Source organism: Lentiprolixibacter aurantiacus (assembly GCF_026241225.1).
Lineage (GTDB): Bacteria > Bacteroidota > Bacteroidia > Flavobacteriales > Flavobacteriaceae > Lentiprolixibacter > Lentiprolixibacter aurantiacus.
Genome location: NZ_JAPFQP010000004.1, coordinates 270,414 through 292,298, shown reverse-complemented (window position 1 = coordinate 292,298; position 21,885 = coordinate 270,414). Strand labels below are relative to the sequence as shown.

The following is a 21,885-nucleotide window of genomic DNA, read 5'->3' as shown; positions in this document are numbered from 1 at the left end:
TTAACTCCGGAAATGGAGGCTCAAAACACCAGTTCGTCGTAATTAACGGGTTCGTTGATTTCCGGGACATTTCCCAGGTAGCCTTTACCCCTTAACCTATGTACCGTATGGGCCTCAATAGCCTCAGCCGGATAAGAGCGGATCAATTCCTGAACGGCTTTAATATCCAGATCATCTGTTGTTGGTTCCAGCCATTTATCCGCTAGTTCGTCGGGTAGGATAAGAGGCATTCGGGGCCCCTTTACCCTGGGATTATTGTGCACTTTTGCGAGGAGTTCATTCCCTTCCGTAGTAACAATGCTGAAGGTGTTTATTACTTCGGCAGTTTCCGGATCTCTCCATTCACTCCAGAGACCTGCAAAGGCCATGGGCTCAAGATCTTTTCGATACAGGTAAAAAGGATAGGTTTTACCTTTGTAATGGTGGTGTTCATAAAAGCCGTCTACATATATAATACATCGGTTATGGCGGGCAGCCCAGCGGAAGGACGGTTTTTCAAAAATAGTCTCCCCCCGCGCATTCAGGGTGTTGTTCCATAGCTTTTTCAATTGCTGCTGGTCCTTAACCCAATGGGGTATCAGGCCCCATACGGATACTTCCGGAATTTCAGGTGACCTGTCCGTGTAGATAAGCAGTTTAGGGTGTTGAAAACCTGAGGCGTGATGTAGCGGGAGGTCTGTAAAGGGCAGGAGTTTTTTCTCGATTTCCCGCACAGCGTCCCGGTCCCCATAACGCTGAGCCCGTTTCAGTTGTGCCTCTAAACTTGCCTTGATGTCATAACACATCTTCTGTGGATTTTTAAGCCAGGTTGATCAACGAACACCGCTTACGTTCATCTCAAGGGTATAAAGGCTGTTCATAGCAGTGACGAACAATGTCTTCTGATCCTTGCCTCCAAAAGTGACATTGGCCGTCCAGTCCTGGGGTACTGGTATGTGTAATACCTCAATACCCTCCATATTGAACACCGTAACTCCATCACCCGTAAGGTAGATATTCCCCTTATTGTCCATTGTCATTCCATCAGACCCCATTTCGGTGAGCAATTTTTTGTTGGTGAGCAAACCATTATCCTGAATGTCATAGGAAAAAGTCTTTTTATCCCCAATATCCGCTATGTACAGTTTTTTACCATCAGGACTGCCGATGATACCATTGGGTTGAACAAAATCATCGACTACTATTTGAGGTTCCTTGCTTCCTTTTGGTAGGTAATAAACCCGTTCCTGCTCAATTTCCTTGGCAGATCTGTCCCACCAGGGTCTTTGGTAGTAGGGATCAGTGAAGTAGATGCCACCACTGGGGTCTACCCAGATATCGTTGGGGCCATTCAGGTTCTTTCCCTGGAACTGACTTAGGAGAACCTCTATATTCCGATCTCCTTCTACGTCTATTCTCCACAATTCAAATTGCTCATCGGCCGCTGCCAGCAACCTGCCCTCATTATCGAAATAAAGACCATTGGCCCTACCTGCCGGTTTCATAAATACGGTTACTTCCCCGTTTGCTTCAGACCACTTTAAAATCTGATCATTGGGCTGGTCCGTAAAATAAACATTTCCATAGGCATCAACTGCCGGTCCTTCGGTAAATGCATATTCATCCGAAACAAGAGTAAGTTCTGCTCCCTTTGCAATCAGTGATTCTTCCGTTCCCTTGCAGGCGATACAAAGCACAGCGAAGAAAACCGGGAACATCAGGAAGTAAAATTTTCGTACATACATAGAAAAAAGGTTAGGCCAAAGCCTCAAGGCCAGGGGGAAATAAGCCTTTTAAAAATACGCTAAAAATACCGATGGACAAACCCTGAACTTTGTACTTTTGCCCAAATTCCGAGAACATGAACAGCAGGAAAGCACAATTGGAAGCCCTGGACCGCCTACTGACCATTATGGACGAATTACGGGAACAATGTCCGTGGGACCGCAAGCAAACGATGAAAAGCCTGAGGCACCTGACCATAGAGGAGACCTATGAACTGGGCGATGCAATCCTGGATGAAGACCTGGAGGAAGTAAAAAAGGAGCTGGGCGACCTGTTGCTGCATATTTTCTTCTACGCCAGGATCGGATCTGAAACCCGGTCTTTTGATATTGGCGATGTAGCCAACGTAATCAGCGATAAGCTTATACATCGCCATCCTCATATCTATGGGGATGTGGATGTGGCCGATGCCGAGGAAGTAAAACAAAACTGGGAAGCCATTAAGTTGAAGGAAGGGAAGAAAAGCGTACTGGAAGGGGTTCCCAATAGTCTGCCTTCCCTGGTTAAGGCAAATCGGATACAGGATAAGGTTGCGGGAGTAGGGTTCGACTGGGAAAAACCAGAACAGGTATTTGAAAAACTCAAAGAGGAACTTGCGGAATTGCAGCATGAGGTTGCAACAGGAGGGAAAGATCGCATAGAATCGGAATTTGGTGATGTACTCTTTTCCATGGTCAATTACGCCCGATTTCTGGATGTTAACCCTGAGAATGCCCTGGAACGAACCAACAAGAAATTTATAAAGCGGTTTAAGTACCTGGAGTCCAAAGCCAGGGATGCCGGGAAATCTTTAAAAGACATGACGCTTGCAGAGATGGATGTTTACTGGGAAGAGGCAAAGCAACTGTAGCGCTGCTATTGAATGCAGGCGTGAATTCCTGAAAACCCTTCAACATTGCATAAGTTGTCTTCAACCCAGCAAATTGCCCCATAATATTATTGATTAAATTTTTAGACTTGCTTCGCCAGTACACACGAGAATTTCGCTTTAACGCCCGCCTGGCAGCCCCGGTAATACTGGGTATGCTGGGACATACCTTTGTGGCCTTCGCAGACAATATAATGGTGGGGCAGTTGGGCACGGCAGAGCTGGCAGCTGTTTCCCTGGGCAACAGTTTTGTCTTTATAGCGATGTCTATTGGTATTGGTTTTTCAACGGCTATTACGCCTCTTGTGGCAGAAGCCGATGGAGCTGCGGATAAAGGGGCTGGCAAAAATGCTCTGAAACATGGTCTTGTGCTCTGTACGCTGCTTGGTCTGGTGCTATTTGGTCTTATCATCCTGGCAAAACCACTAATGCTCTATATGGATCAGCCGGAAGAAGTGGTGCAGCTGGCCATTCCCTACCTGGATATTGTGGCCTTTTCGCTAATACCACTGATCATGTTCCAGGCTTTCAAGCAATTTTCAGAAGGACTTTCCCAGACCAAATACCCCATGTTCGCTACCATTCTGGCCAATGTGGTGAATATTGTACTAAACTACCTCCTTATATTCGGTGCATTGGGGTTTCCGAGGCTTGGTGTGGTTGGGGCGGCTATAGGTACACTGGTAGCACGGATAATTATGCTGGTCTTCCTCTGGCTGCTACTCAAAAACAGGAAGAAATTCCACGACTATGTTACCGGGTTTAATTTCCGCAATCTGGAAGCCAGTTATCTCAAAAAGATTATGAGTCTTGGTTTTCCTTCTGCCCTGCAGATGCTTTTTGAGGTGGCCATTTTCACCGCAGCAACATGGATAAGCGGGGTGTTGGGTAAAAACCCTCAGGCAGCCAATCAGATAGCTTTGAACCTCAGTAGCATGACTTTTATGTTTGGTATGGGACTGGGGGTGGCAGCCATGATCCGGGTAGGAAACCAGAAAGGTCTGAATAATTTCATAGAATTACGCAGGATAGCACAATCGATCTTTTTTATGACCTTCTTGCTGGAAATTGTATTTGCAACCCTCTTTTTAATAGGGCGGTACTGGTTTCCCACCCTCTATCTGGATGAGCATGACCTGATCAACCAGGCAGACAACCTGGAGGTTATAGGTATTGCTGCCCAATTGCTGCTTGTATCTGCTTTTTTTCAGATATCCGATGGTTTGCAGGTTGTCATTCTCGGTGCATTAAAAGGCCTGCAGGATGTTAAGATCCCCACAATTATTACCTTCATTGCTTACTGGGTGATAGGGTTTCCATTGAGTTTTTATCTGGGGCTGTATACGGATTTAGAGAGCGTTGGTATCTGGATTGGCTTGCTCTCCGGGCTCACAGCATCGGCCATAATGTTGTATATTCGATTTAATTATATGACCAACCGTCTGATCACTAACTGATATAAATATTTGAAACCCTCATGACACTTCCCAAATTCCTTTTAGGAGACAATACCGATCATCCCGATGCCATATACATAGTGCATACGGAATACCCGAGGTTTATTATAAATCTTGAGAATGATGAAGTAGAATGGTTTGAGGAGTTTGGAAGGGAAGATGAAGATGACCTGGCCGTAGAAGCCGAAAGGCTGATTGAGGAAGCAGTGGCTTTTTATGACCGGGAAGTTAGTCGTTACCAATCCTAAAGTATGCTGGAAGAGCTAGTAAAGCTGGATCAGGAACTATTCCTCTTTCTCAATCAACTGGGATCGGAAACCTGGGATTCGTTTTGGTTATTGCTTACCAATAAGTGGACTTCAATCCCATTATACCTGTTGCTTTTAATACTCAGCTATATCCATTTGGGCTGGAAGAAAACACTGATACTTTTGCTGGTTGTGGGCTTATTGATTACCTGTACAGATCAGCTGGCTAACTTTTTTAAGTATGGGGTAATGCGCCTCAGGCCCTGTCACGATCCTGATCTGGTTGATCAGGTTAGACTGGTGAAGGCAAGTTGTGGAGGCAAATACGGCTACTTTTCGGCCCATGCGGCAAACTCCTTTGCAATTGCCCTGTATTTCAGTTATCTGCTAAGTACCAGATTCCCGTTTCTGAAATATCTCCTGGTTATCTGGGCACTGGTTGTGGCTTACAGTCGCATCTATATCGGGGTTCATTTTCCATTGGATGTCCTGACCGGCCTATTGATCGGTGGTTTCTTTGGCTGGACGTTTTACAGGTTAACTATCTTTGCCATATACAAACTTAGGTTATGATTTCCCGGACCCGATTCTGGATATTCATTGGTCTTATTTTGCTGGTTTACCTGGCCGGCATGTTTGTTACCCTTATTGAGTACGATTCCGCCCAGTTCGCAGTAATGGCCATGCGCATGGTTCAGGAGAATGATTTCATAAACCTTTTCAAAGGCCCTGAGGAATATCTGGACAAGCCCCACCTGCATTACTGGCTGGCTGCTTTGTCTTTTAAAATTTTTGGAATTCACGACTGGGCTTACCGTATTCCTGCCATACTGGTTACCCTGTTGGGTGGTTGGAGCTGTTATGGTCTTGGAAATGCACTTTACAACAGGGATGCAGGAAAAATAGCGGCCCTTATTTTTCTTTCTGCCCAGACCATAGTGTTATCGGTTATAGATGTGAGAACAGATGCCGTATTGACCGGTTTTACCGTATTTGCCCTATGGCAATTGCTTTTATACCTACAGCAGAAAACACTTGGCAATATTGTGCTGGGGGCCCTGGGTGCCGGTCTTGCATTTTCAACTAAGGGACAAATAGCGCTGGTTGTCATTGCACTGCCCCTTTTATGCTATCTGGCTTATACAAGGAAATGGAAGATGCTATTAGACTGGCGTGTTCTGGTTGCTTTGGGAGTATTTGCTCTCACCATAACCCCAATGTTGTATGCTTACTACCAGCAATTTGACCTGCATCCCGAAAAGGTTATTCGGGGAAAGGCCAATCGCAGCGGGTTCCGTTTTATCTTCTGGGAGCAAAGTTTTGAGCGCCTTAGCGGGGAAGGGGTAGGCAGAAACAGCAGTGATTATTTCTTCTTTTTCCATACCTTCCTCTGGGTATTCCTGCCCTGGACAGTGATCGGTATCTCAGCCTTTGGTTCAAGGATAAAACGTGTTTTTAAGAGCCGTTTTAAGATGGGGCAGGGGGTTGAAGTCCTCACGATAGGAGGGATATCGCTCATTTTCCTTTTAATCAGTTTTGCCCAGTTTAAACTCCCACATTACCTGAATATTACTATCCCCCTTTTCGCAGTGCTTAGCGGGGCCTACCTGGTATACCTCAAGAAGAGCCGCAGGGAAAACCTGTTAAAAGTTTTTCGGAATGTGCAATATGGAATATTTGCTTTGTGCTTTGTGGTTGCTGCCTTGCTCACACAATGGGTTTTTGAATCGGAAAATATCCTGGTCGGCAATTTTTACCTGGCTTTCATTTTAGTTGCCGTTTATTTCGCAGTTGTTAGAAAACCGGTACTTTCCAGGATTATCAGTGTTGGAGTATTGAGTTCTGTACTCCTGAACCTGGTAATGAATATCTCATTTTATCCTTCTTTGCTGAAATATGAGGCTGGTGCCACAATAGCCGATGTGGTAAGCGAAAAAAGTATCCCGGCTGATCGTATTTACAAGATAGCTCCCCATCCGAGCTGGGCCCTTGATTTCTACAACCGCAAGCCTGTGAAGATCACGAATCTGGATAAGGTGGAACAAATGAACGATGTCTGGGTTTATGCAACGGACGAGGACCTTGACGCTTTAAAAGAAAAAGGCCTGCTGTGGGAAGAACAGTATACGGCAGATCAATTCAGGATAACCCGCTTACAGGCCCGTTTCCTTAATCCGGATACGCGCAGGGAGGTGCTTCGAAAACGGCATCTGATTCATTTGAAATAATACAGCCTAGGGTCAATACACTTCCAATACCGGTTTCCTAAAATGGTATATCATCCCGAAGAGGGAGACCAGGGCGGTTATCAGGAAGAATACCACGCTGATGCTGATGGCCGATCCTTCATCCAGGCCCAGCCAGAGGGATCCGTATAGAAATACTACCTCCCTGCTGCCAATGCCACCAATGGTCACCGGTAGTACGGCTACTATAGAGGAAACGAGGAAAACGAACAGATAAGGCACCAGGGCCATATGCAATCCCAGGGATTTCCAGATAAGAAAAACACTAACTAATTGCAATAGTTGCACCCCCGCAGAATATCCCACTGACTTCCAGAAAACCGGGAAGACATAGTCAAAAAACCGTTTGTTGAGGAGCCAGAAAACGGCAAGGGAAAGGAAGAGGGCACTAATAATTGCAATTCGAATCCCGGTCTGGGAAGAAGTCTCCAACATAATGCCAAGGAAGCATGCATAAATGAAAAGGAGTAGCAATCCGCTAAGTCGGTCAAGAACCATAATAGCCACAACCCTTTTGGTTTTGATGCCGTATTCTTTCTTAAGCACATAGCCCTTGTAAGCATCGCCCCCTATTCCGCCTGGCAGGAAAAGATTGTAAAACATCCCCAGCAGGTAGAGCTTCAGGTTGCTCATGTGGGTAAGTAATACGTTTAACTGGTGCAGGTAGGCATTGAGCCGGAAAGCAGCGAGCAGCTTCGAGGCCATAAATGCAAGTAAGGCCAGAAAAAGGTAGTAGGGGTCCGTTGTTCCTAGGGTCTGCAGAACATCCTGTAATTGGATCTTATTGAATACAAAATAGAGGAGTACGGCACTGGCAAGCAGTTTCACGGCCGTGGTAAGGGCTTTTTTATTGAATTTTCCCGCCAATGCTTGTTCGCTTTATTCGATAGGGACGCTTGCTCTGCGATTCGTAATAGGTTCTGATCAGCAGTTCCATTACAATACCTATGGTGAATAATTGAATCCCTGCCAGAATAAACATCATTCCGAAGATCAGTAAAGGGCGGTTCCCAATGTCTTCTCCAAATCCCCATTTCAACAGGAAGAGGTAGACGTTGATCAGAATGCCCAGTACAGTTAGCAGCACCCCGAAAATCCCAAACAGGTGTATAGGGCGCTGGAAATATTTACGGATAAAGAGCAGGAGCATCATATCGGCTACCACTTTAAAAACACGCTCCAGGCCATATTTAGATACTCCGGCATTCCGGGCGTGGTGCCTTACAGGAACCTGTTTGATCTGGGCTCCTTCCAGGTGAGCGAGCAGGGTGATGAACCGGTGCATTTCCCCATAAAGGTTGAGATCTTTCGCAATGTCCCGGGTAAAGACCTTTAGTGCACAACCGTTGTCTTTGATATCCAGTTTGGTAACCCTCCGCACCAAAAAATTAGCAATTTTGGAAGGAATTTTCTTGATCAGCGAGTCCTTGCGCTTTTGCCTGATGCCGGTTACCACATCAAATTCCTCATTTATGGCAAAGTGAAGCATTTGGGGGATATCCCCTGGGTCATTTTGCAAATCCCCGTCCATGGTAATGATATATTCACCACTGGCGTAGTCAATACCGGCCGCAAGGGCCAGGCTTTGGCCGTAATTCTTTTTGAGTTCAATCAGGTGGATACGCTCATTAGCCATTCCCTTGATGACCTTACGCGTACCATCTGTTGAAAAATCATCCACAAAGACAATCTCATAATTATACCCGGGCAATGCCTCATGGATCTTTGATGCAAGCAGGGTAACGTTTTCTGCTTCATTGAAAACCGGGATCACCAGGGATAACTTGGCGTCAGTGATGGGATTCATTGTGACACTTTAGAATTGCGACAAAATTAGGTTTTTTATTTCAGTTCTGTTTAAATGAAGAAAGCAGAAGGTCAGCGGCCTTGAATGGTGAAATTTGATTATTGCCTACTTTTTTAATCAGTTTGGTTAATTCTTTTTTTACATCGGGATGCTGGTAAAAGCTGGATTTTAATCTTTCGTCTACCGTTTGCAGGAACCAGTTGGTATTCTGTTCCCTACGCAGTGTTTCAAAAAATCCTGAGTCTCTGTTGTTTGCTATAAACTCCTCAATCATTCCCCAGAGTTCTGTTATCCCTTCATTATTGAGTGCGGAACAGGTGGACACTTTCGGGAGCCAACCACTTGCTTTCGGGGGGTATAATTGCAGGGCACGCTCAAATTCTGCGCGTGCCCGCTGAGCCCTTTTGAGGTTGTCACCATCTGCTTTGTTGATCAATATGCCATCTGCCATTTCCATGATCCCCCGTTTGATGCCCTGCAACTCGTCGCCAGCGCCGGCAAGTTTGAGCAGCAGGAAGAAATCGACCATGCTGTGGACGGCGGTTTCGCTTTGTCCCACACCAACAGTTTCTATAAGGATTACTTCATAGCCTGCGGCCTCACACAGGATTACGGACTCTCTGGTTTTCCGGGCCACCCCACCCAGGGACTCACCTGTGGGAGAAGGCCGGATGAAAGCATCGGGGTCCTTCGAGAGTTCCAGCATCCTGGTTTTATCTCCAAGAATACTGCCCCTGGTCACCGAGCTGCTGGGGTCTACTGCGAGTACAGCAACTTTTTTGCCCATGCCTGTAATCAGTTTTCCGAGGCGTTCGATAAAAGTGCTTTTTCCCACACCGGGAACACCTGTAATGCCAATTCTGATGCTTTTGTTTATTTTGGGCAGGCAACGCTCAATTAGTTCCTGAGCAAGAGTATGGTCTGCTGTTCTTCTGCTCTCGATTAACGTAATTCCCCTTGCCAGCAAGGTTTTATTTCCGGCAAAAATGGCCTCTGCCAGTTCATTTACAGAGGGGATTTTCTTTCTTTTGAACTGCATTCGTGATACCCCGTCAGGTCCGGTATGTGAAGATTTGTTCAAGCCTGTTTTTTGATTGGAATACGAATACGGGTTTTATCCCAGCTCAGGGTAAGGAAAAGTCCTTCCGATTCCTGGAAATCGATTGTAAAACGTTCAATTGACTGTTCCAGTGTTTCAACGGGAACTTGTATCTGGAAGACATCGGTATCCGGGTTGTAGGTTGTTTTCTTGCCGCCGCTTATGAGTGTGACACCCCAGTCAGGCACTTCCGAATTCAACATCACCGTCCAGCTTTCCCTTCCGGGTATGGTCCATAGCGAATAGGTGCCCGGGGCCACCTGATTACCAAGGATACTAATGTTTGTTTTTGTAGTAAAGGTTGTGGGTTCATTTGCCCCTGTCCTCCAGACCGCATCAAAGGGTACGAGTTCGCCGAATATTATACGCCCTTTTTTGTACGGACCGCTATATTTTACCTGCATGTCCAGCCCATCCTGTACGTAGGTTGCCACTCTTTCCGGGCTGATTTTTTTGGTTTGTTTTTTAAGATAGGGCATGCCTACGAAGGCAAACAACAAAATTATAGCGATAAGGATAATCACTACCCATTTTAATATTTTCATCGGATCGGGTTTTAAATAAATTCTATCCTAAGGTAGTAAATCGAAGGTAAAAACGGATTGATTGAGATAGCTTTCACCGGCTTTTAACAGGCTTGATGGAAAGGTTGATATATTGGGGGCGTCAGGATAATTCTGGGTTTCAAAACAAATCCCGGCAAAAGAAGGCGGGGTATAGACCACTACTGCCGGCTGATTGGTAGTAACCCGCATACGAATCCCGGAGACGGGGGAGTAGACACTGCCGGCAAAGTCCGTATGAAGCACCAGAGGGGTGTCAAAACGAGTTTCCCCTATGGCTCTGCTTTGCTGGAAATCAAAGGCTGTCCCGTAGACATCCAGTAATTTCTCTGTAGGTAACAGGTTGCTATGTGTCTCCAGGTATTGCCTGCACCCTAGTTGCAACAGATAATGGGATATGTTCGGTTCTTCATCCATTTTAAAATAGGAATGGTTGGTAAGGTTCACAACGGTATTCCGGTCCGTAATAGCCTCATGGGAGATTCTCAGGTTTCCCTTTATGAGCTGATAGGTTACCAGAACCTGAAGCCTGCCAGGATACCCTTCTTCCAGGTGTGGACTGGTATAAGCCAGTTTAACAAAGGGGTCTTCCCCTTCATGTACTTCTCTTATTTCCCAGAATTTACGGGCAAATCCTTCCTTTCCGCCATGGAGATGCACGCCTTTTTCATTATACAAGGGATAAAAAACGTCGTCTAATGTAAAACCCCCGGATGAGATCCTTCCGGCAAATCGGCCCACACAGGCTCCCAGGGATATGGCATCATGCAAATATTCCTCAGGATCTTCAAATCCTACTACTGTATTTTGCCAGTTTCCACTTTTGTCGCGAAAGAGCAGTTCCTGTATGCGAGCCCCGTAATTCAGGACTTTCAGGGAAAGGTAATCGTTTTTTATACTAACTTGTTCCAAAGGCTGTTGCATCTTTTTTTTAAAAATACAGGAAATTTTGCAACACCTGAATTTTCAACTCGTCCTTAAGGATAGCAACAACAAAGTAATCTTTGGCCACCAACCTGATGTTTCAAATAGACCTGGTAGAACGCTGCAGGAAAAACGACCGAAAAGCGCAGCTAAAGCTATATAAACAATACTGTGATGGTATGTATTGTGTGGCTATGCGATTTCTCAATAACGCAGATGATGCGGAGGACGTTTTGCAGGAGGCTTTTATCAAGGCATTTCAGAAAATACATCAGTACGGCGGTGAAGTTACATTTGGAGCCTGGTTAAAGCGGATAGTGATCAATAAGTGTATCGATTTCCTGAAAGCAAAGAGGCTGGACCACGTGGAGCTAAAAGATTATCAGATGCAGGTTGTGGAAGATGAGAGCTGGTCAGTTGCACCTTCTATCTCAGTTGAAGAGGTGAGGCAAACCATGGAGCAACTTCCGGATAAGTACAGGTATGTACTGCAACTCTACCTGGTGGAAGGGTACGATCATGAGGAGATTGCCCAGATCCTGGGATTAACGCCTACGGCAAGCAGGACCAGGCTATTGAGGGGCAAGGGTCATTTAAGAAAACTATTAAAAAACAAAAGTCATGGAACAGGATCTTAGGAAATTGTTTGAGACCGAACGGGATAAGAAATTCCAGCTGAAAGAGGGGCATGAAGACCGATTTATGGAAAGGCTGGATCGCGAGATGCCACCCTCTCAGCGCACTTCCAGAGTGTGGGTTCTGAGTATAGCCGCCACCGTGCTGGTATTAATATCTGTGGGTGCATTTTTGTTTACTTCTCAGGACAATCCAATTCCTGCAGAGGAGGTAGTAGTAGATGCCGAAAAGGAAGATGACAAGGGTACCATTTCCCTTGGGGATTTGTCTCCTGATCTGGAAAAAGTGGAAAACTATTACCTGGCCAGCATTAACCTGGAATTATCTAAACTGGAGGTTTCTCCCGATAATAAGGAGCTGGTGGATAGCTACATGGAGCAACTGGCAGAATTGAACCGGGAATACCAGCAATTAAATAAAGAACTAAACACTTTCGGGCCAAATGACCAGACCATATCGGCCCTGATAAAAAATCTGCAGCTCAGGCTGGAGTTATTACAGAAGTTAAAAGAGAAGTTAAATCAAATTAAATCATCAAAAAATGAACAACTATCAACAATTCAGGCGTAAATCATTTTTGCTTGCCTTCGTTCTCCTTGCCATGGGAGCTTATGGGCAAACACAACGCAAAGAATACAAGGAAACTTTCAAGGTTGAGGACAATTCCGTCCTGGCCATAAACACCTCCCATGCAGATATCGAATTCGATACCTGGAACAGGAATGAGGTTGTGATTGAAGCCAGTATTGAGCTGGAAGGGGCCAGTGAGGAAGAAGCTGCGGCTTACTTTGAAGAAAACGGAATCAAGATCCTCGGAAACAGTGAGCGCATTGAAATATCTACTTCAGGAAGCAGAGCGTGGCAGTTCAGGACCCTGAACGGGCATCTGGCCGATTTGGAAAATATAGTGATTGATATCCCTGAAATTCCGGACCTGGAGCCTTTCTTCATGGAACTGGAAATTCCTGAACTCCCTGAAATAGCCGAAATGCCACCTATGCCTCCAATGCCTCCCATGAAGTTCAAAGACTTCGATTATGAGAAGTACAAGGAAGAAGGAGAGAAGTACATTGAGAAATGGGCTATGGAATTTAGCAAGAATTTCGATGAGAAGTACGAAAAGAAATGGGAAGAGTGGGGCGAGACATTTGCAAAACGCATGGAGGAAAAGGCTGCTCAGATGGAAGAACGTACCGCAGAAAGGGAAGAGAGGATGAAAGAGCGCGAAGAGATCATGAAGGAGAGGGAAGAAGTCCGGAGGAAAGCCCAGGAAGAACGGAGAAAGGTTATGGAGGAAAAAAGAAAGCTAATGGAGGAACAAAGTGAAGCGAGGAAAAACGTCATTATTTCCGGAGATGCTCCCACAATCTTCTTTCGTTCTTCTGAGGGAGAAAACAAAAGCTTTAAGGTAAAGAAGTCAATAAAAATCAAAATGCCTAAGTCTACCAAGCTGGATATGAATGTTCGGCATGGGGAAGTGAAACTGGCTGATAACACTAAAAACATGCAAGCAACCTTGTCCTACTCAAGGTTGCTTGCTTCAACCATAGACGGTGATGAAACCAATATTTTGGCTTCCTATTCGCCTGTTGAGGTTGATCGCTGGAATTACGGCAAACTCAAAACACAGTTTTCAGAAGGCGTCGCCTTAAGGGATGTGCAACACCTTAACCTGGTGTCTACTTCATCTGAGGTTACCATAGACCGTTTGCTTGAGACTGGAATGTTGAAAAACAACCTCGGGGTACTGAAAATCAATGCCGTGAACCAGAATTTTAAGGAGCTGGATATTTCAGTTGAGAATGGTGAATTGGTATGTGTGTTGCCTCAGGGCCCTTTCAAATTTCGGCTTGAAGGTGTAGCAACTGATATGTCCGTGGCTGAATCACTCGCGCTCGATAAGCAGTCGGAAGGTAAAAAGGTCATATACACCGGGGGGAATTCAGGAAATGCTATCAAGGTAGATTCACGCTACAGTGATGTGGTTTTAAGGCAATAAAACTGCAATTCCCAATCGTTCCAGTTGTCTTAACCTCATTCTTTCCCAACTTGGCTAATCTGCCTAATGGGTATTTTCTTTCAGATACTCCGCAAAATTTTTCTTGAATCGATTGTACCTGGGAATTGAAATATTCCTGATGTAAGGATTGTCCGGGTTTCTCCTTTCGTAATCCTGGTGGTACTCTTCTGCCTTATAAAAGATTGTGAAGGGCATAACCTCTGTAACAATAGGCCTGTCGTATACCCTATTGTCGGTCAGAGCCTTAATATAAGCCTCTATAACCTTCTTCTCCGAGTCGTTTTTATAAAATGCTATAGAACGGTATTGCGGACCCCTGTCCGGCCCCTGCCGGTTAAGCGTGGTAGGGTCATGGCTTCCAAAAAAGACCTGCACCAATTCTGTAAAACTTATAACTTTTGGATCGTAGTAGACTTCCACGGCCTCTGCATGCGAAGTTTTTCCGTAGCTTACCTGTTCATAGGTTGGATTTTCTTCGGTACCTCCGGCATATCCGGATATTACCTCGGCCACCCCTTTGACGTTTTCAAAGATTACCTCCACACACCAGAAACAACCACTTGCAAAATAGGCCGTTTCATACTTTTCCAGGTCCTGGGGTGAAAGTTTGGTATCAGGTTCCACCTTTTCGGTCTTTTTTTGTGTTTCCTGGGATTTTTTGCTCTTGTTCTTAGACTGGCAACTGGCTGTGATAAACAAGGCCAGAACCGGGATAATCCATTTTCCTAACCGTTTCATATACTCTTTTTTTCAAAATTCTGTATTACCTTTTACAGTTCAGGTTAAAGCATTGTTAATTTGAGCGGCTAACGGGGTTAATTAGTAGTCTTTCCTATCTTGCAGGTTTATGAAGCAGCTTGTGTCCAAAACACTGCCCAATCCCGGGAAACCGGTTAGTATACTGGATCCGGCAATCCCGATATCCGACTATTGCAGGATAGACCTTTCAACGGCTAATTGGGCCTTAAAGAGGGTAGATCTTACAGATCCTGTAGCCTGTGAGGCTTATATGGATCAACTTTTAGCGGATAACGGCGCTACTGTGGCATATGGAGGTTATTTGGAGAAGCGTAACCTCTATGCAGACAAACCTGCCTTTACCCATGGGGGTAACCCCCGGAATATCCACCTGGGGGTGGACTTCTGGGCAAAAGCAGGTACAAAAGTTGTTGCGCCACTCGCCGGTAAAGTGCATAGTTTGCGAAATAATAACACTCGTGGAGATTATGGACCTACAGTAATCCTGCAACATGAAGAGGAGGACGCCATCTTGTATAGCCTGTACGGACATTTATCTCTTGAAACCCTGGAAAACTTAAATCCCGGACAGGCTCTAAAGGCCGGTGAAGTAATCGGCTCCCTGGGAACAGCTGACATCAATGTGAATTATGCCCCTCATCTTCATTTTCAGCTTATTTGGGATATAGGTTCTTATCAGGGCGATTACCCTGGCGTTTGCTCGGTTGATGAACTGGACTACTACCAAAACAATTGTCCGGACCCTTGTTTTTTACTTGGAATCTGATTTTCTACCTCATAAAAAGCCGATTATCGACCACTATTTCCGATTAGTGGTTTTGGGGTGTTGTTACGTTCATCGAGGTTTTTCTGCACTTAATCCGGCTTTTTGTCAAATACCGAAAAATAAGGGCTCTTCGACGAATTGCATGGGGTCAGGATAGCGTTTGCCGCGTTTTTTTAATAGAAAAAAACGCAAGTCATGAAAACGCTTATAACTTTAATTTTTGTTCTTACCATCGGAGTTGCCGCCCAGGCTCAGGATAAAGCTGCTGAGGTTAAGGTAGAAACAATCGAGATGGCTATCGTTACTTTTACTGAGCAGACTACTGTTAATAAAGAAGAGAAAGTAGCTCGTTTGTACAGAAGGGCTAATTCTAAAGTAAAGAAGGCTTTGTCTTTTTCTACCAGACGTAACCGATCTAAGCTGGCTTAATCCATTAAATTTATTCCTCTTCCGAACTTGTTTCCTCCTTATGCAGAGAATGTTCCATTATGTTTAGCTTTTTCAGCTTAGCCTTCCAGGTGTTAAGTGAATCCTTATGCCGATCAATATTTTGAATAACATCCTTTACTACGGGGTTGTCTTCGGGAACATGGGCAAAAAACTGCAGGTTATTTTCCAGTTGGCGTATTTCACTCTTGCTTTCGTCTATTTTTTTCTTTATAAATGCCCTTTCTTTCAAAATTGCGCGTTCGTCCTCTCCTGCGGCCAATTCCTGAATTTTATTGCCGTATTTAAGAAGTTCGGCCTCCTGCTTATCTACTCCTGCCTTTTTCAATAAAGCATCCAGGATCTTGTTGAATTTGGTGTTGATGTGTTTGCGATTATGCGGAACATTGCCTATAGCTTTCCAGGCCGAAATATAGCCCTTAAGCTTTTTCAGGTCCTTGTCCTGCTTCCCGCTTAATTGGTATTCCTTGATTTCATCCAGGATTGCGGCCTTTTTTTCGAGGTTTTCCACCTCTTTGGCCTGTGCCTTATCTTGCAAAGCGTGAAGCCTGTTAAAATAATGGTTGCAGGCACCTTTAAATTCTTTCCAGATTTTATCGGAAAACTTCCTGGGAACATGCCCAATGGTCTTCCATTCCTTCTGTATGCGCTTCATCTCAGAAGTCGCTGTATCCCAATCTTCACTGTCTTTCAGTGAATTGGCAAGTTCCAGAAGCGCACGTTTCTTTTCCAGGTTATCCTGCTGTTCCTTTTTCAGCCCTTTGTAGAAGGTGTTTTTCTTGCGGTTGAATTCCCTGACTGCAGTTTTAAATTCGGTCCAGGTTTGCTCATTAACCTTTTGGGGGACTTTCCCGGCCTTGAAAAAAGCCTCTCTTAACTGTTCAATTTCCCGTATCTGTTTCTGTATTTCCTTGTGACTGGCTGCTGCATTTTCTAAAACTCCGCGGATTTTGGCTATGATTTCCTTCTTGGCTTTCAGGTTTTCCTCCAGGTATTTTTCCTGGTCCTTCAGAAACTCCTGCCTTTTAAGGTGAAGGGCTTTTGTTGCATTGCTAAAGCGCTCCCAGATTTCCTCCCGTTGTTCCTTGGCTACCGGGCCTATATCTTCTTTCCAGATTTTATGCAAGATCTGGAGCTCTCGAAACGCCTTGCCGATATCCCTTGATTCTGCCAGCGCTTCTGCCTTTTCAATGATCTTAAGTTTTTCTTCGAGGTTGTGTTTGAAGTCAAGGTCCCTTAATTCCCTGTTAAGGTGCAGGAAATCATAGAAGATCTCCATATGGTGGTGGTAAGTGCGCCAAACATCATTGTAGTTTGCCCTGGGAACCGGACCTGCATTTCGCCATTGCTCCTGTATCTGCTTGAAATTCTTATAGGTAGTATTGATGTCTTCCTCAACATTAACAAGACCTTTCAGTTCTTCAATCAGGGCCAGTCTCTTTTCCAGGTTGGCTTTCAGGCTTTCTTCCAGGTTTCGGTAGTACTGGCTGCGCTTATCCCGATATTCGTTGTAAACTTCGTTGAACTGTCGTTTGGTAACCGAATTGTATTTAAAATCAATTTCGTTACCCCCTTTACTGACAAATTCCTCTTTTTTCTGTTCCAGGAACTCCTTGAATTTCTCATCAAATTCCTGCTTGATTGCATCAGCATGGCGCTTGATGGCCTGTATCTTCTCATTTCTGATCAGTCGCTGGAGCTCACCCACCAGGTTTTCCATAGACATGCTGTGGTAGTCCAGCATGGGTATATGGTGCCTCCTTTGGTGTCCCTCATCTTCGGCATCTTCAGCATTGGATTCCTCAATTTCGTCTACCGCCTCCTTTTCGGAACTCTCATCCAGATCTGCTGAATCATCCTTGATTGAGGCAGCCGTTGCCACGGTCTCTTCCTCAACCTTGGTCACTTTTTCTTCAACGGGAGATGCAGCTTTTTCTTCTGCTTTTTCCTGCTGTTCCTGTTTCTTTTCTTCCGACATACGATGGGGTCAATAGTTCACTCGCCTATCTAAGATAAGAACAACACATTGAAACGCAAAAGTTATTCCCGGTTCTTTTATCAGAGGGTAGTACGATTCAGCATAGGAAAGGACCATCAATAAACAGAGCTTTAACTATTCCAGATCTCCCAGGCCCTGTCTGCCTGTAATTCCAGCATTTTAAGTCCATTCGAGATCGTTGCACCCCTTTTTTCCCCTTCTTCCAGAAAAGCGGTTTTTTCCGGGTTGTAAATAAGGTCGAATAGCAAGTAATGCGGATTAAGCACAGCATAAGGGATCATGGGCTTTGCCTCTACATCCGGCCATGTACCCAAAGGGGTACAATTGATGATCATATGGTAAGTGGCCATTGTTTCCTGGTCCATGTCGCTATAGGCAAGCTGGTTAGCTCCCGCTCTCCTGGAAACAAACAAGTAGTCTATTCGAAGTTTATCAAGCACATAAGCTACTGCCTTGGAAGCTCCCCCCGTTCCCAGAATAAGGGCCTTTTTATGGTTTGCTTTTAAAAACGGCAACAAGGCCTGTTCAAAACCGAATGCATCTGTATTGTAACCTATCAGACCTTCGGGGGTTTTTTTCACGGTATTTACGGCCCCAATATCCCTTGCAACCGGGTCCAGCGAATCCAGGTAAGGGATAATTGTTTCCTTGTAGGGAATGGTAACATTAAGACCAGCGAGGTGGGGGTTTTTTTCAAGCACTTCGGTGAACTGGCTAATATCATCCAGTTCATAGTTATCATAGCGGTAATTTTCCAGGCCTAGTTTCAGGAACTTTTCCCTGAAATATCCGCGGGAAAACGAATAGTCAATATTCTTGCCTATAAGACCGAATTTACGCTTTGGACCTTCTGTTTTTTCCATACCATTCCAGTGCGATCAGGATTATCACCCCAAGCAACACAAAAGCCATAGCCCACCAGGTTTCCGAGTCTGAGATGCTGGGCCAATAGCGTTCGTAATTTATTATAATCTTGTCCCCGTTGGAGTCCAGGACCGCATTTCCGGTGTTATCGAGGAGGAAAATGGTGCTTTTCCAGGGCCATACCACACCAAGGGAACCGGTGATGAACCCAATGATTACTGCTGTGGTGATATGTTTGAAGTGTTTAAGTACGTATCCCAGGATATGGGAAAGGGTTACAAGTCCGATTGCCGACCCCGCGGTAAAAACGGCTAAAATCAACAGCGTATCTAAACGGGCCGTATTGTCTATAAAACTGAAATCACCCTGCACAACTTCAGCTATGGTATCGTATAATGCGTTAACGGAATCGACCAGTAAAAGCACATAATTGCCCAGAAGTATCAGGATAAAGGAACCGGACAATCCCGGCAGGGTCATTCCTGAAACGCTGATAACACCACAAATAAATATAAAAACGAGGTTGTCGTTCTCCCGGGCCGGATTGAGGAAACTAATGGAAATTCCCAGTATCAGGCCGAGGATACCCATGGTTAGCGTCCTTTTATTCCAGTGTTCGAAGTCTTTGGCAATGTAGTATATAGAACCTATAATCATCCCAAAGAAAGAAGACCAGACGTATAATTCCTTTGTTTCCAGAAAATAATCCAGGAGTTTGGAGATGCTGAAGTAGCTCACCAGCATCCCGAAAATTAGCAGGGAGAGGAATGAGCCATTTACATAGCGGTAGAAACTCCGGAATCTTCCGTTGAAAAGCAGTTTAAGGGCCTTCCAGTTGATTTTTTGCAGGGAGTAGATAAACTCCTCGTAAAATCCGGCAACAAAGGCTACAATCCCCCCGGAAACACCAGGAACTTTATTGGCTGCACCCATGCCAAGGCCTTTGATGACCAAAAAGATTTTGTCCAGAAGTGTCCTTGAGTCGTACATGGGGTTTAGCTTATTGCTTTGATGCCAATCTTTCGAGCACAAAAATAAGGCAAAAACCAAGGATGCTAAGTAAAACAGCCCATTCTAATTGGTTATTTCCTTCAAAAGCCCATGGCCAAACATTTTTTTCGATCACGGGGATTACTTTATCTCCGTATTCACGAGTGGAAATGACTTCCTTCCACGGCCATATTTTATTTAGGGAACCGAGGATAAAACCGGTTAATAAAGCGAGGGTGATATTTTTATAATGCCCAAACATCCATTTGAGGAGCCTGGCAAAGCTAAGCAAACCAAAGACTGCCCCCGTACCAACTGTGGCAATAATAATGAGGTCCCTTTCGTGCACTGCATCCAGAATGGTTTTGTAACTCCCCAGCAATACCAGAATAAAAGCTCCGGATATGCCAGGAAGTATCATGGCGCAAACGGCCAATGCACCTGAAAGAAACAGGTAAGGCAAGCTTCCTGTATTTTCCGAAGGCGGGAGGCCGGTAATGAAATAAGCAAGGACTGCGCCCAGCACAAATATCATTATAACGGCAATATTCCATCGTTTGATTTCCCTGGCAACGAAAAATACGCTCGCAAATACCAGCCCGAAAAAAAACGACCAGAGTAAAACAGGCTGGTTCACCAGAAGCCAGCTGATCAGTTTTGCCAGGGAAACAACACTAATGGCGATTCCCAGGAATACAGCCAGGAGGAAATTCCCATTGAGTGCCTTCCACGTGACTTTGATACCTTCCTTTCTGAGTACCGTGAAAAGCTGTGGCCCAATGTTACTGATAGACGAGATTAACTCCTCGTAAATACCTGAAATAAAAGCTATTGTACCTCCAGATACCCCAGGAACAACATCGGCAGCTCCCATGGCCATCCCTTTTAGGGTGAGTACTAAATACTGGAAAAGGTTGCGGTCTCTCATCTAATCAGGATACAAAAGTACCTTTTTTATTGAGATGCCTTTTTAATATTCAGTATGATATTCTGTGCCCAGTCGGAATTGTAGAAAGAAGGGAATTCCACTTCAAAATAATGCAGTTTGTCAATATCCATCTTCAGGGCCTTAACAAATCGGTATTGGGCCTTTACAGGATCCTGGGCCATAAGGTAGAGGCCGGTCATTTTGTATAGCATTTCCGCCTTTTCCGGATAGAATTCCAGTCCCTGTATCAGTATCTGTATAGCGCTTTCAATATCGTTGTTTTGCGCCACCACTTCTGACCAGTTCAACCAGGTATCAAGTTCGTAATTCCCCAGTTCTACAGCCTGACGATAGGAAAAATCGGCCTCGTCATACTTTTTAAGGGCCGCATGTATGCGAGCGCATTTTTTCCAGTACTGGGGATTCTGCCCGTCAATATTGATGGCCTTGTTCATGTAAAAGAGCGCTTTTTCATAGTCTCCCTTACGGAAATAATAGTCCGTAATAGCCAGCCATCCTTTGTCCAGAAGCGGATCCTCATGGACCGTCTGATAGTAATAATATTTGGCCATATCGTCATTTTTAAGGCGCTCATGGCACTTTCCCATTCTCAGATATGCGTGTGAAGTAGGATCCTCAATGGAAATTGTGGTCTCGTAGTTTTCAATAGCTTTTTCATACTCACCCATTTTTTCGAGCACTTTCCCCTTTTCAAAATAGGCCCCTACGAAGTTGTCGTCGGCAATAATAGCAAAGTCAAAAGCGGCCAGGGCCTCTTTGTACATGCCCTTTTCAAAATACTGTTTTCCGAGCTGGTGCCAGGCCACCTGACAATATGGGCTTCGCTCCAGGTAATCATTGAGATAATTGATTGCCCCATCGTGTTCTTCCATGAATTCGAAACAGTAGACCACATTATACAAAGAGGCATAATCCTCCGGGTCGTGTTCCACGCAGATCATGAAATTTTCCCGGGCTTTTTCATAATCGTCCATAAACAGGTATTCCATACCCAGCAGAGAATAGACATCCAGGCTTCCGTGGGAAAGGGTAAGCGCCTTCTTCAACAATTCAACCGCTGCCTCATGGTTGTCCTTTTTGGAATATATATTGGCGCGTTGTATGTAGATTTCCTCGTTTGCGCTATCCAGTCGCTGCAGTTCGTCCAGTATTATTTCAGCTTTCTGGAAGCGATTTTCAAATACCAGTACTTCCACATCAAGGAGTTTCAGGTGTATTGCTGCAGGGTGTTGTTGCAGGCCGATCTTGATGGCCTTCTTGGCAAGTGTTATTTTGCCGTTGTTAAGATAGTGGTGGATGATTTCCTCAAAGTCCTCTGCGTCAAAGAAATAGACGTCATTGGTCTTGAGCATGGATTCGAATTTCAGTATGGATGAGCTTGGTCTTTCGTCAGGGACTAACGCCATAGAGAACGGACTTGGTTATACTATGGATTTAAATATATGCCTTTTGCAAACATGCTTTTTTTTAATTCTCACC

At 44.9% G+C, this 21,885-nt stretch carries 23 protein-coding genes; 10 read left to right on the top strand and 13 right to left on the bottom strand.

The window, feature by feature from the left end:
- Positions 1–20: 20 nt before the first annotated feature.
- Together OO016_RS12655 and OO016_RS12650 are read right to left on the bottom strand one after the other, a co-directional pair.
- Entirely contained in the window at positions 21–785 is a 765-nt protein-coding gene (locus OO016_RS12655) for an SOS response-associated peptidase (protein WP_266014622.1), read from the bottom strand.
- A 27-nt stretch (positions 786–812) separates the two neighbouring features.
- The gene (locus tag OO016_RS12650; RefSeq protein WP_266014620.1) at positions 813–1,724 is read right to left on the bottom strand and encodes an SMP-30/gluconolactonase/LRE family protein; all 912 of its coding nucleotides are present in this window, start codon (positions 1,722–1,724) and stop codon (positions 813–815) included.
- Positions 1,725–1,840: 116 nt separating this feature from the next.
- Between OO016_RS12650 and mazG the strand changes: the two genes are divergently transcribed.
- From mazG to OO016_RS12625, 5 genes are all read left to right on the top strand, one after another.
- The gene (mazG, locus tag OO016_RS12645; RefSeq protein WP_266014617.1) at positions 1,841–2,614 is read left to right on the top strand and encodes a nucleoside triphosphate pyrophosphohydrolase; all 774 of its coding nucleotides are present in this window, start codon (positions 1,841–1,843) and stop codon (positions 2,612–2,614) included.
- Between the two features lie 107 nt (positions 2,615–2,721).
- Positions 2,722–4,089 carry an MATE family efflux transporter gene (locus OO016_RS12640; RefSeq protein WP_266015507.1) on the top strand — a complete coding sequence of 456 codons (1,368 nt, stop codon included), beginning with the start codon at positions 2,722–2,724 and terminating at the stop codon, positions 4,087–4,089.
- Between the two features lie 20 nt (positions 4,090–4,109).
- Positions 4,110–4,337, top strand: coding sequence for a DUF8828 family protein (locus OO016_RS12635; protein WP_266014614.1), 228 nt, complete (start codon positions 4,110–4,112; stop codon positions 4,335–4,337).
- Positions 4,338–4,340: 3 nt separating this feature from the next.
- A complete protein-coding gene (locus tag OO016_RS12630) occupies positions 4,341–4,910 on the top strand; it encodes a phosphatase PAP2 family protein (protein ID WP_266014611.1) in 570 nt (189 codons plus the stop codon).
- Positions 4,907–6,565, top strand: a complete 1,659-nt coding sequence (locus OO016_RS12625) for an ArnT family glycosyltransferase (protein ID WP_266014608.1) — start codon at positions 4,907–4,909, stop codon at positions 6,563–6,565. Before OO016_RS12630 ends, OO016_RS12625 begins: the two co-directional genes overlap by 4 nt.
- Positions 6,566–6,577: 12 nt before the next feature.
- Here OO016_RS12625 and OO016_RS12620 read toward each other — a convergent pair whose 3' ends face one another.
- Genes OO016_RS12620 through OO016_RS12600 form a run of 5 tightly spaced genes read right to left on the bottom strand, consistent with a single transcriptional unit; the run spans position 6,578 to position 10,964 of the window.
- Complete coding sequence (locus OO016_RS12620) at positions 6,578–7,450, bottom strand: lysylphosphatidylglycerol synthase transmembrane domain-containing protein (RefSeq protein WP_266014605.1); 873 nt, start codon at positions 7,448–7,450, stop codon at positions 6,578–6,580.
- Positions 7,431–8,390 carry a glycosyltransferase family 2 protein gene (locus OO016_RS12615; RefSeq protein ID WP_266014602.1) on the bottom strand — a complete coding sequence of 320 codons (960 nt, stop codon included), beginning with the start codon at positions 8,388–8,390 and terminating at the stop codon, positions 7,431–7,433. Before OO016_RS12615 ends, OO016_RS12620 begins: the two co-directional genes overlap by 20 nt.
- 40 nt (positions 8,391–8,430) lie before the next feature.
- Entirely contained in the window at positions 8,431–9,471 is a 1,041-nt protein-coding gene (meaB, locus tag OO016_RS12610) for a methylmalonyl Co-A mutase-associated GTPase MeaB (protein WP_439649334.1), read from the bottom strand.
- Entirely contained in the window at positions 9,468–10,034 is a 567-nt protein-coding gene (locus tag OO016_RS12605; RefSeq protein ID WP_266014599.1) for a DUF2911 domain-containing protein, read from the bottom strand. Before OO016_RS12605 ends, meaB begins: the two co-directional genes overlap by 4 nt.
- Positions 10,035–10,061: 27 nt before the next feature.
- Positions 10,062–10,964: an aldose epimerase family protein gene (locus OO016_RS12600; protein WP_266014597.1), complete on the bottom strand. Its 903-nt coding sequence runs from the start codon at positions 10,962–10,964 to the stop codon at positions 10,062–10,064.
- A 107-nt stretch (positions 10,965–11,071) separates the two neighbouring features.
- Between OO016_RS12600 and OO016_RS12595 the strand changes: the two genes are divergently transcribed.
- Genes OO016_RS12595 through OO016_RS12585 form a run of 3 tightly spaced genes read left to right on the top strand, consistent with a single transcriptional unit; the run spans position 11,072 to position 13,611 of the window.
- Positions 11,072–11,614, top strand: coding sequence for an RNA polymerase sigma factor (locus OO016_RS12595; protein ID WP_266015504.1), 543 nt, complete (start codon positions 11,072–11,074; stop codon positions 11,612–11,614).
- Positions 11,598–12,182 carry a hypothetical protein gene (locus OO016_RS12590; RefSeq protein ID WP_266014594.1) on the top strand — a complete coding sequence of 195 codons (585 nt, stop codon included), beginning with the start codon at positions 11,598–11,600 and terminating at the stop codon, positions 12,180–12,182. Before OO016_RS12595 ends, OO016_RS12590 begins: the two co-directional genes overlap by 17 nt.
- The gene (locus OO016_RS12585) at positions 12,154–13,611 is read left to right on the top strand and encodes a hypothetical protein (RefSeq protein ID WP_266014591.1); all 1,458 of its coding nucleotides are present in this window, start codon (positions 12,154–12,156) and stop codon (positions 13,609–13,611) included. The genes OO016_RS12590 and OO016_RS12585 overlap by 29 nt, the downstream gene beginning before the upstream one ends.
- Before the next feature lie 63 nt (positions 13,612–13,674).
- Here OO016_RS12585 and msrA read toward each other — a convergent pair whose 3' ends face one another.
- Positions 13,675–14,370: a peptide-methionine (S)-S-oxide reductase MsrA gene (gene msrA, locus OO016_RS12580; protein ID WP_266014589.1), complete on the bottom strand. Its 696-nt coding sequence runs from the start codon at positions 14,368–14,370 to the stop codon at positions 13,675–13,677.
- A gap of 109 nt (positions 14,371–14,479) precedes the next feature.
- Between msrA and OO016_RS12575 the strand changes: the two genes are divergently transcribed.
- Positions 14,480–15,157, top strand: a complete 678-nt coding sequence (locus OO016_RS12575; RefSeq protein ID WP_266014585.1) for a peptidoglycan DD-metalloendopeptidase family protein — start codon at positions 14,480–14,482, stop codon at positions 15,155–15,157.
- 195 nt (positions 15,158–15,352) lie between these two features.
- Entirely contained in the window at positions 15,353–15,586 is a 234-nt protein-coding gene (locus tag OO016_RS12570) for a hypothetical protein (RefSeq protein ID WP_266014582.1), read from the top strand.
- Between the two features lie 10 nt (positions 15,587–15,596).
- On the opposite strand, the gene OO016_RS12565 is transcribed toward OO016_RS12570, so the two are convergent.
- The 5 genes from OO016_RS12565 to OO016_RS12545 all read right to left on the bottom strand — a co-directional run bounded on the left by OO016_RS12565 (position 15,597) and on the right by OO016_RS12545 (position 21,812).
- On the bottom strand, positions 15,597–17,582 hold the full coding sequence (locus tag OO016_RS12565; protein ID WP_266014580.1) for a DUF349 domain-containing protein: 1,986 nt from the start codon (positions 17,580–17,582) through the stop codon (positions 15,597–15,599).
- 131 nt (positions 17,583–17,713) lie between these two features.
- A complete protein-coding gene (locus OO016_RS12560) occupies positions 17,714–18,466 on the bottom strand; it encodes a shikimate dehydrogenase family protein (RefSeq protein ID WP_266014577.1) in 753 nt (250 codons plus the stop codon).
- Entirely contained in the window at positions 18,438–19,457 is a 1,020-nt protein-coding gene (locus tag OO016_RS12555) for a DUF368 domain-containing protein (RefSeq protein WP_266014574.1), read from the bottom strand. Before OO016_RS12555 ends, OO016_RS12560 begins: the two co-directional genes overlap by 29 nt.
- A 10-nt stretch (positions 19,458–19,467) precedes the next feature.
- The gene (locus OO016_RS12550) at positions 19,468–20,385 is read right to left on the bottom strand and encodes a polyprenyl-phosphate transporter (protein ID WP_266014571.1); all 918 of its coding nucleotides are present in this window, start codon (positions 20,383–20,385) and stop codon (positions 19,468–19,470) included.
- A gap of 26 nt (positions 20,386–20,411) precedes the next feature.
- Positions 20,412–21,812 (bottom strand): tetratricopeptide repeat protein, encoded by a 1,401-nt coding sequence (locus OO016_RS12545; RefSeq protein ID WP_266014568.1) that lies wholly within the window; start codon positions 21,810–21,812, stop codon positions 20,412–20,414.
- Positions 21,813–21,885: the final 73 nt, after the last annotated feature.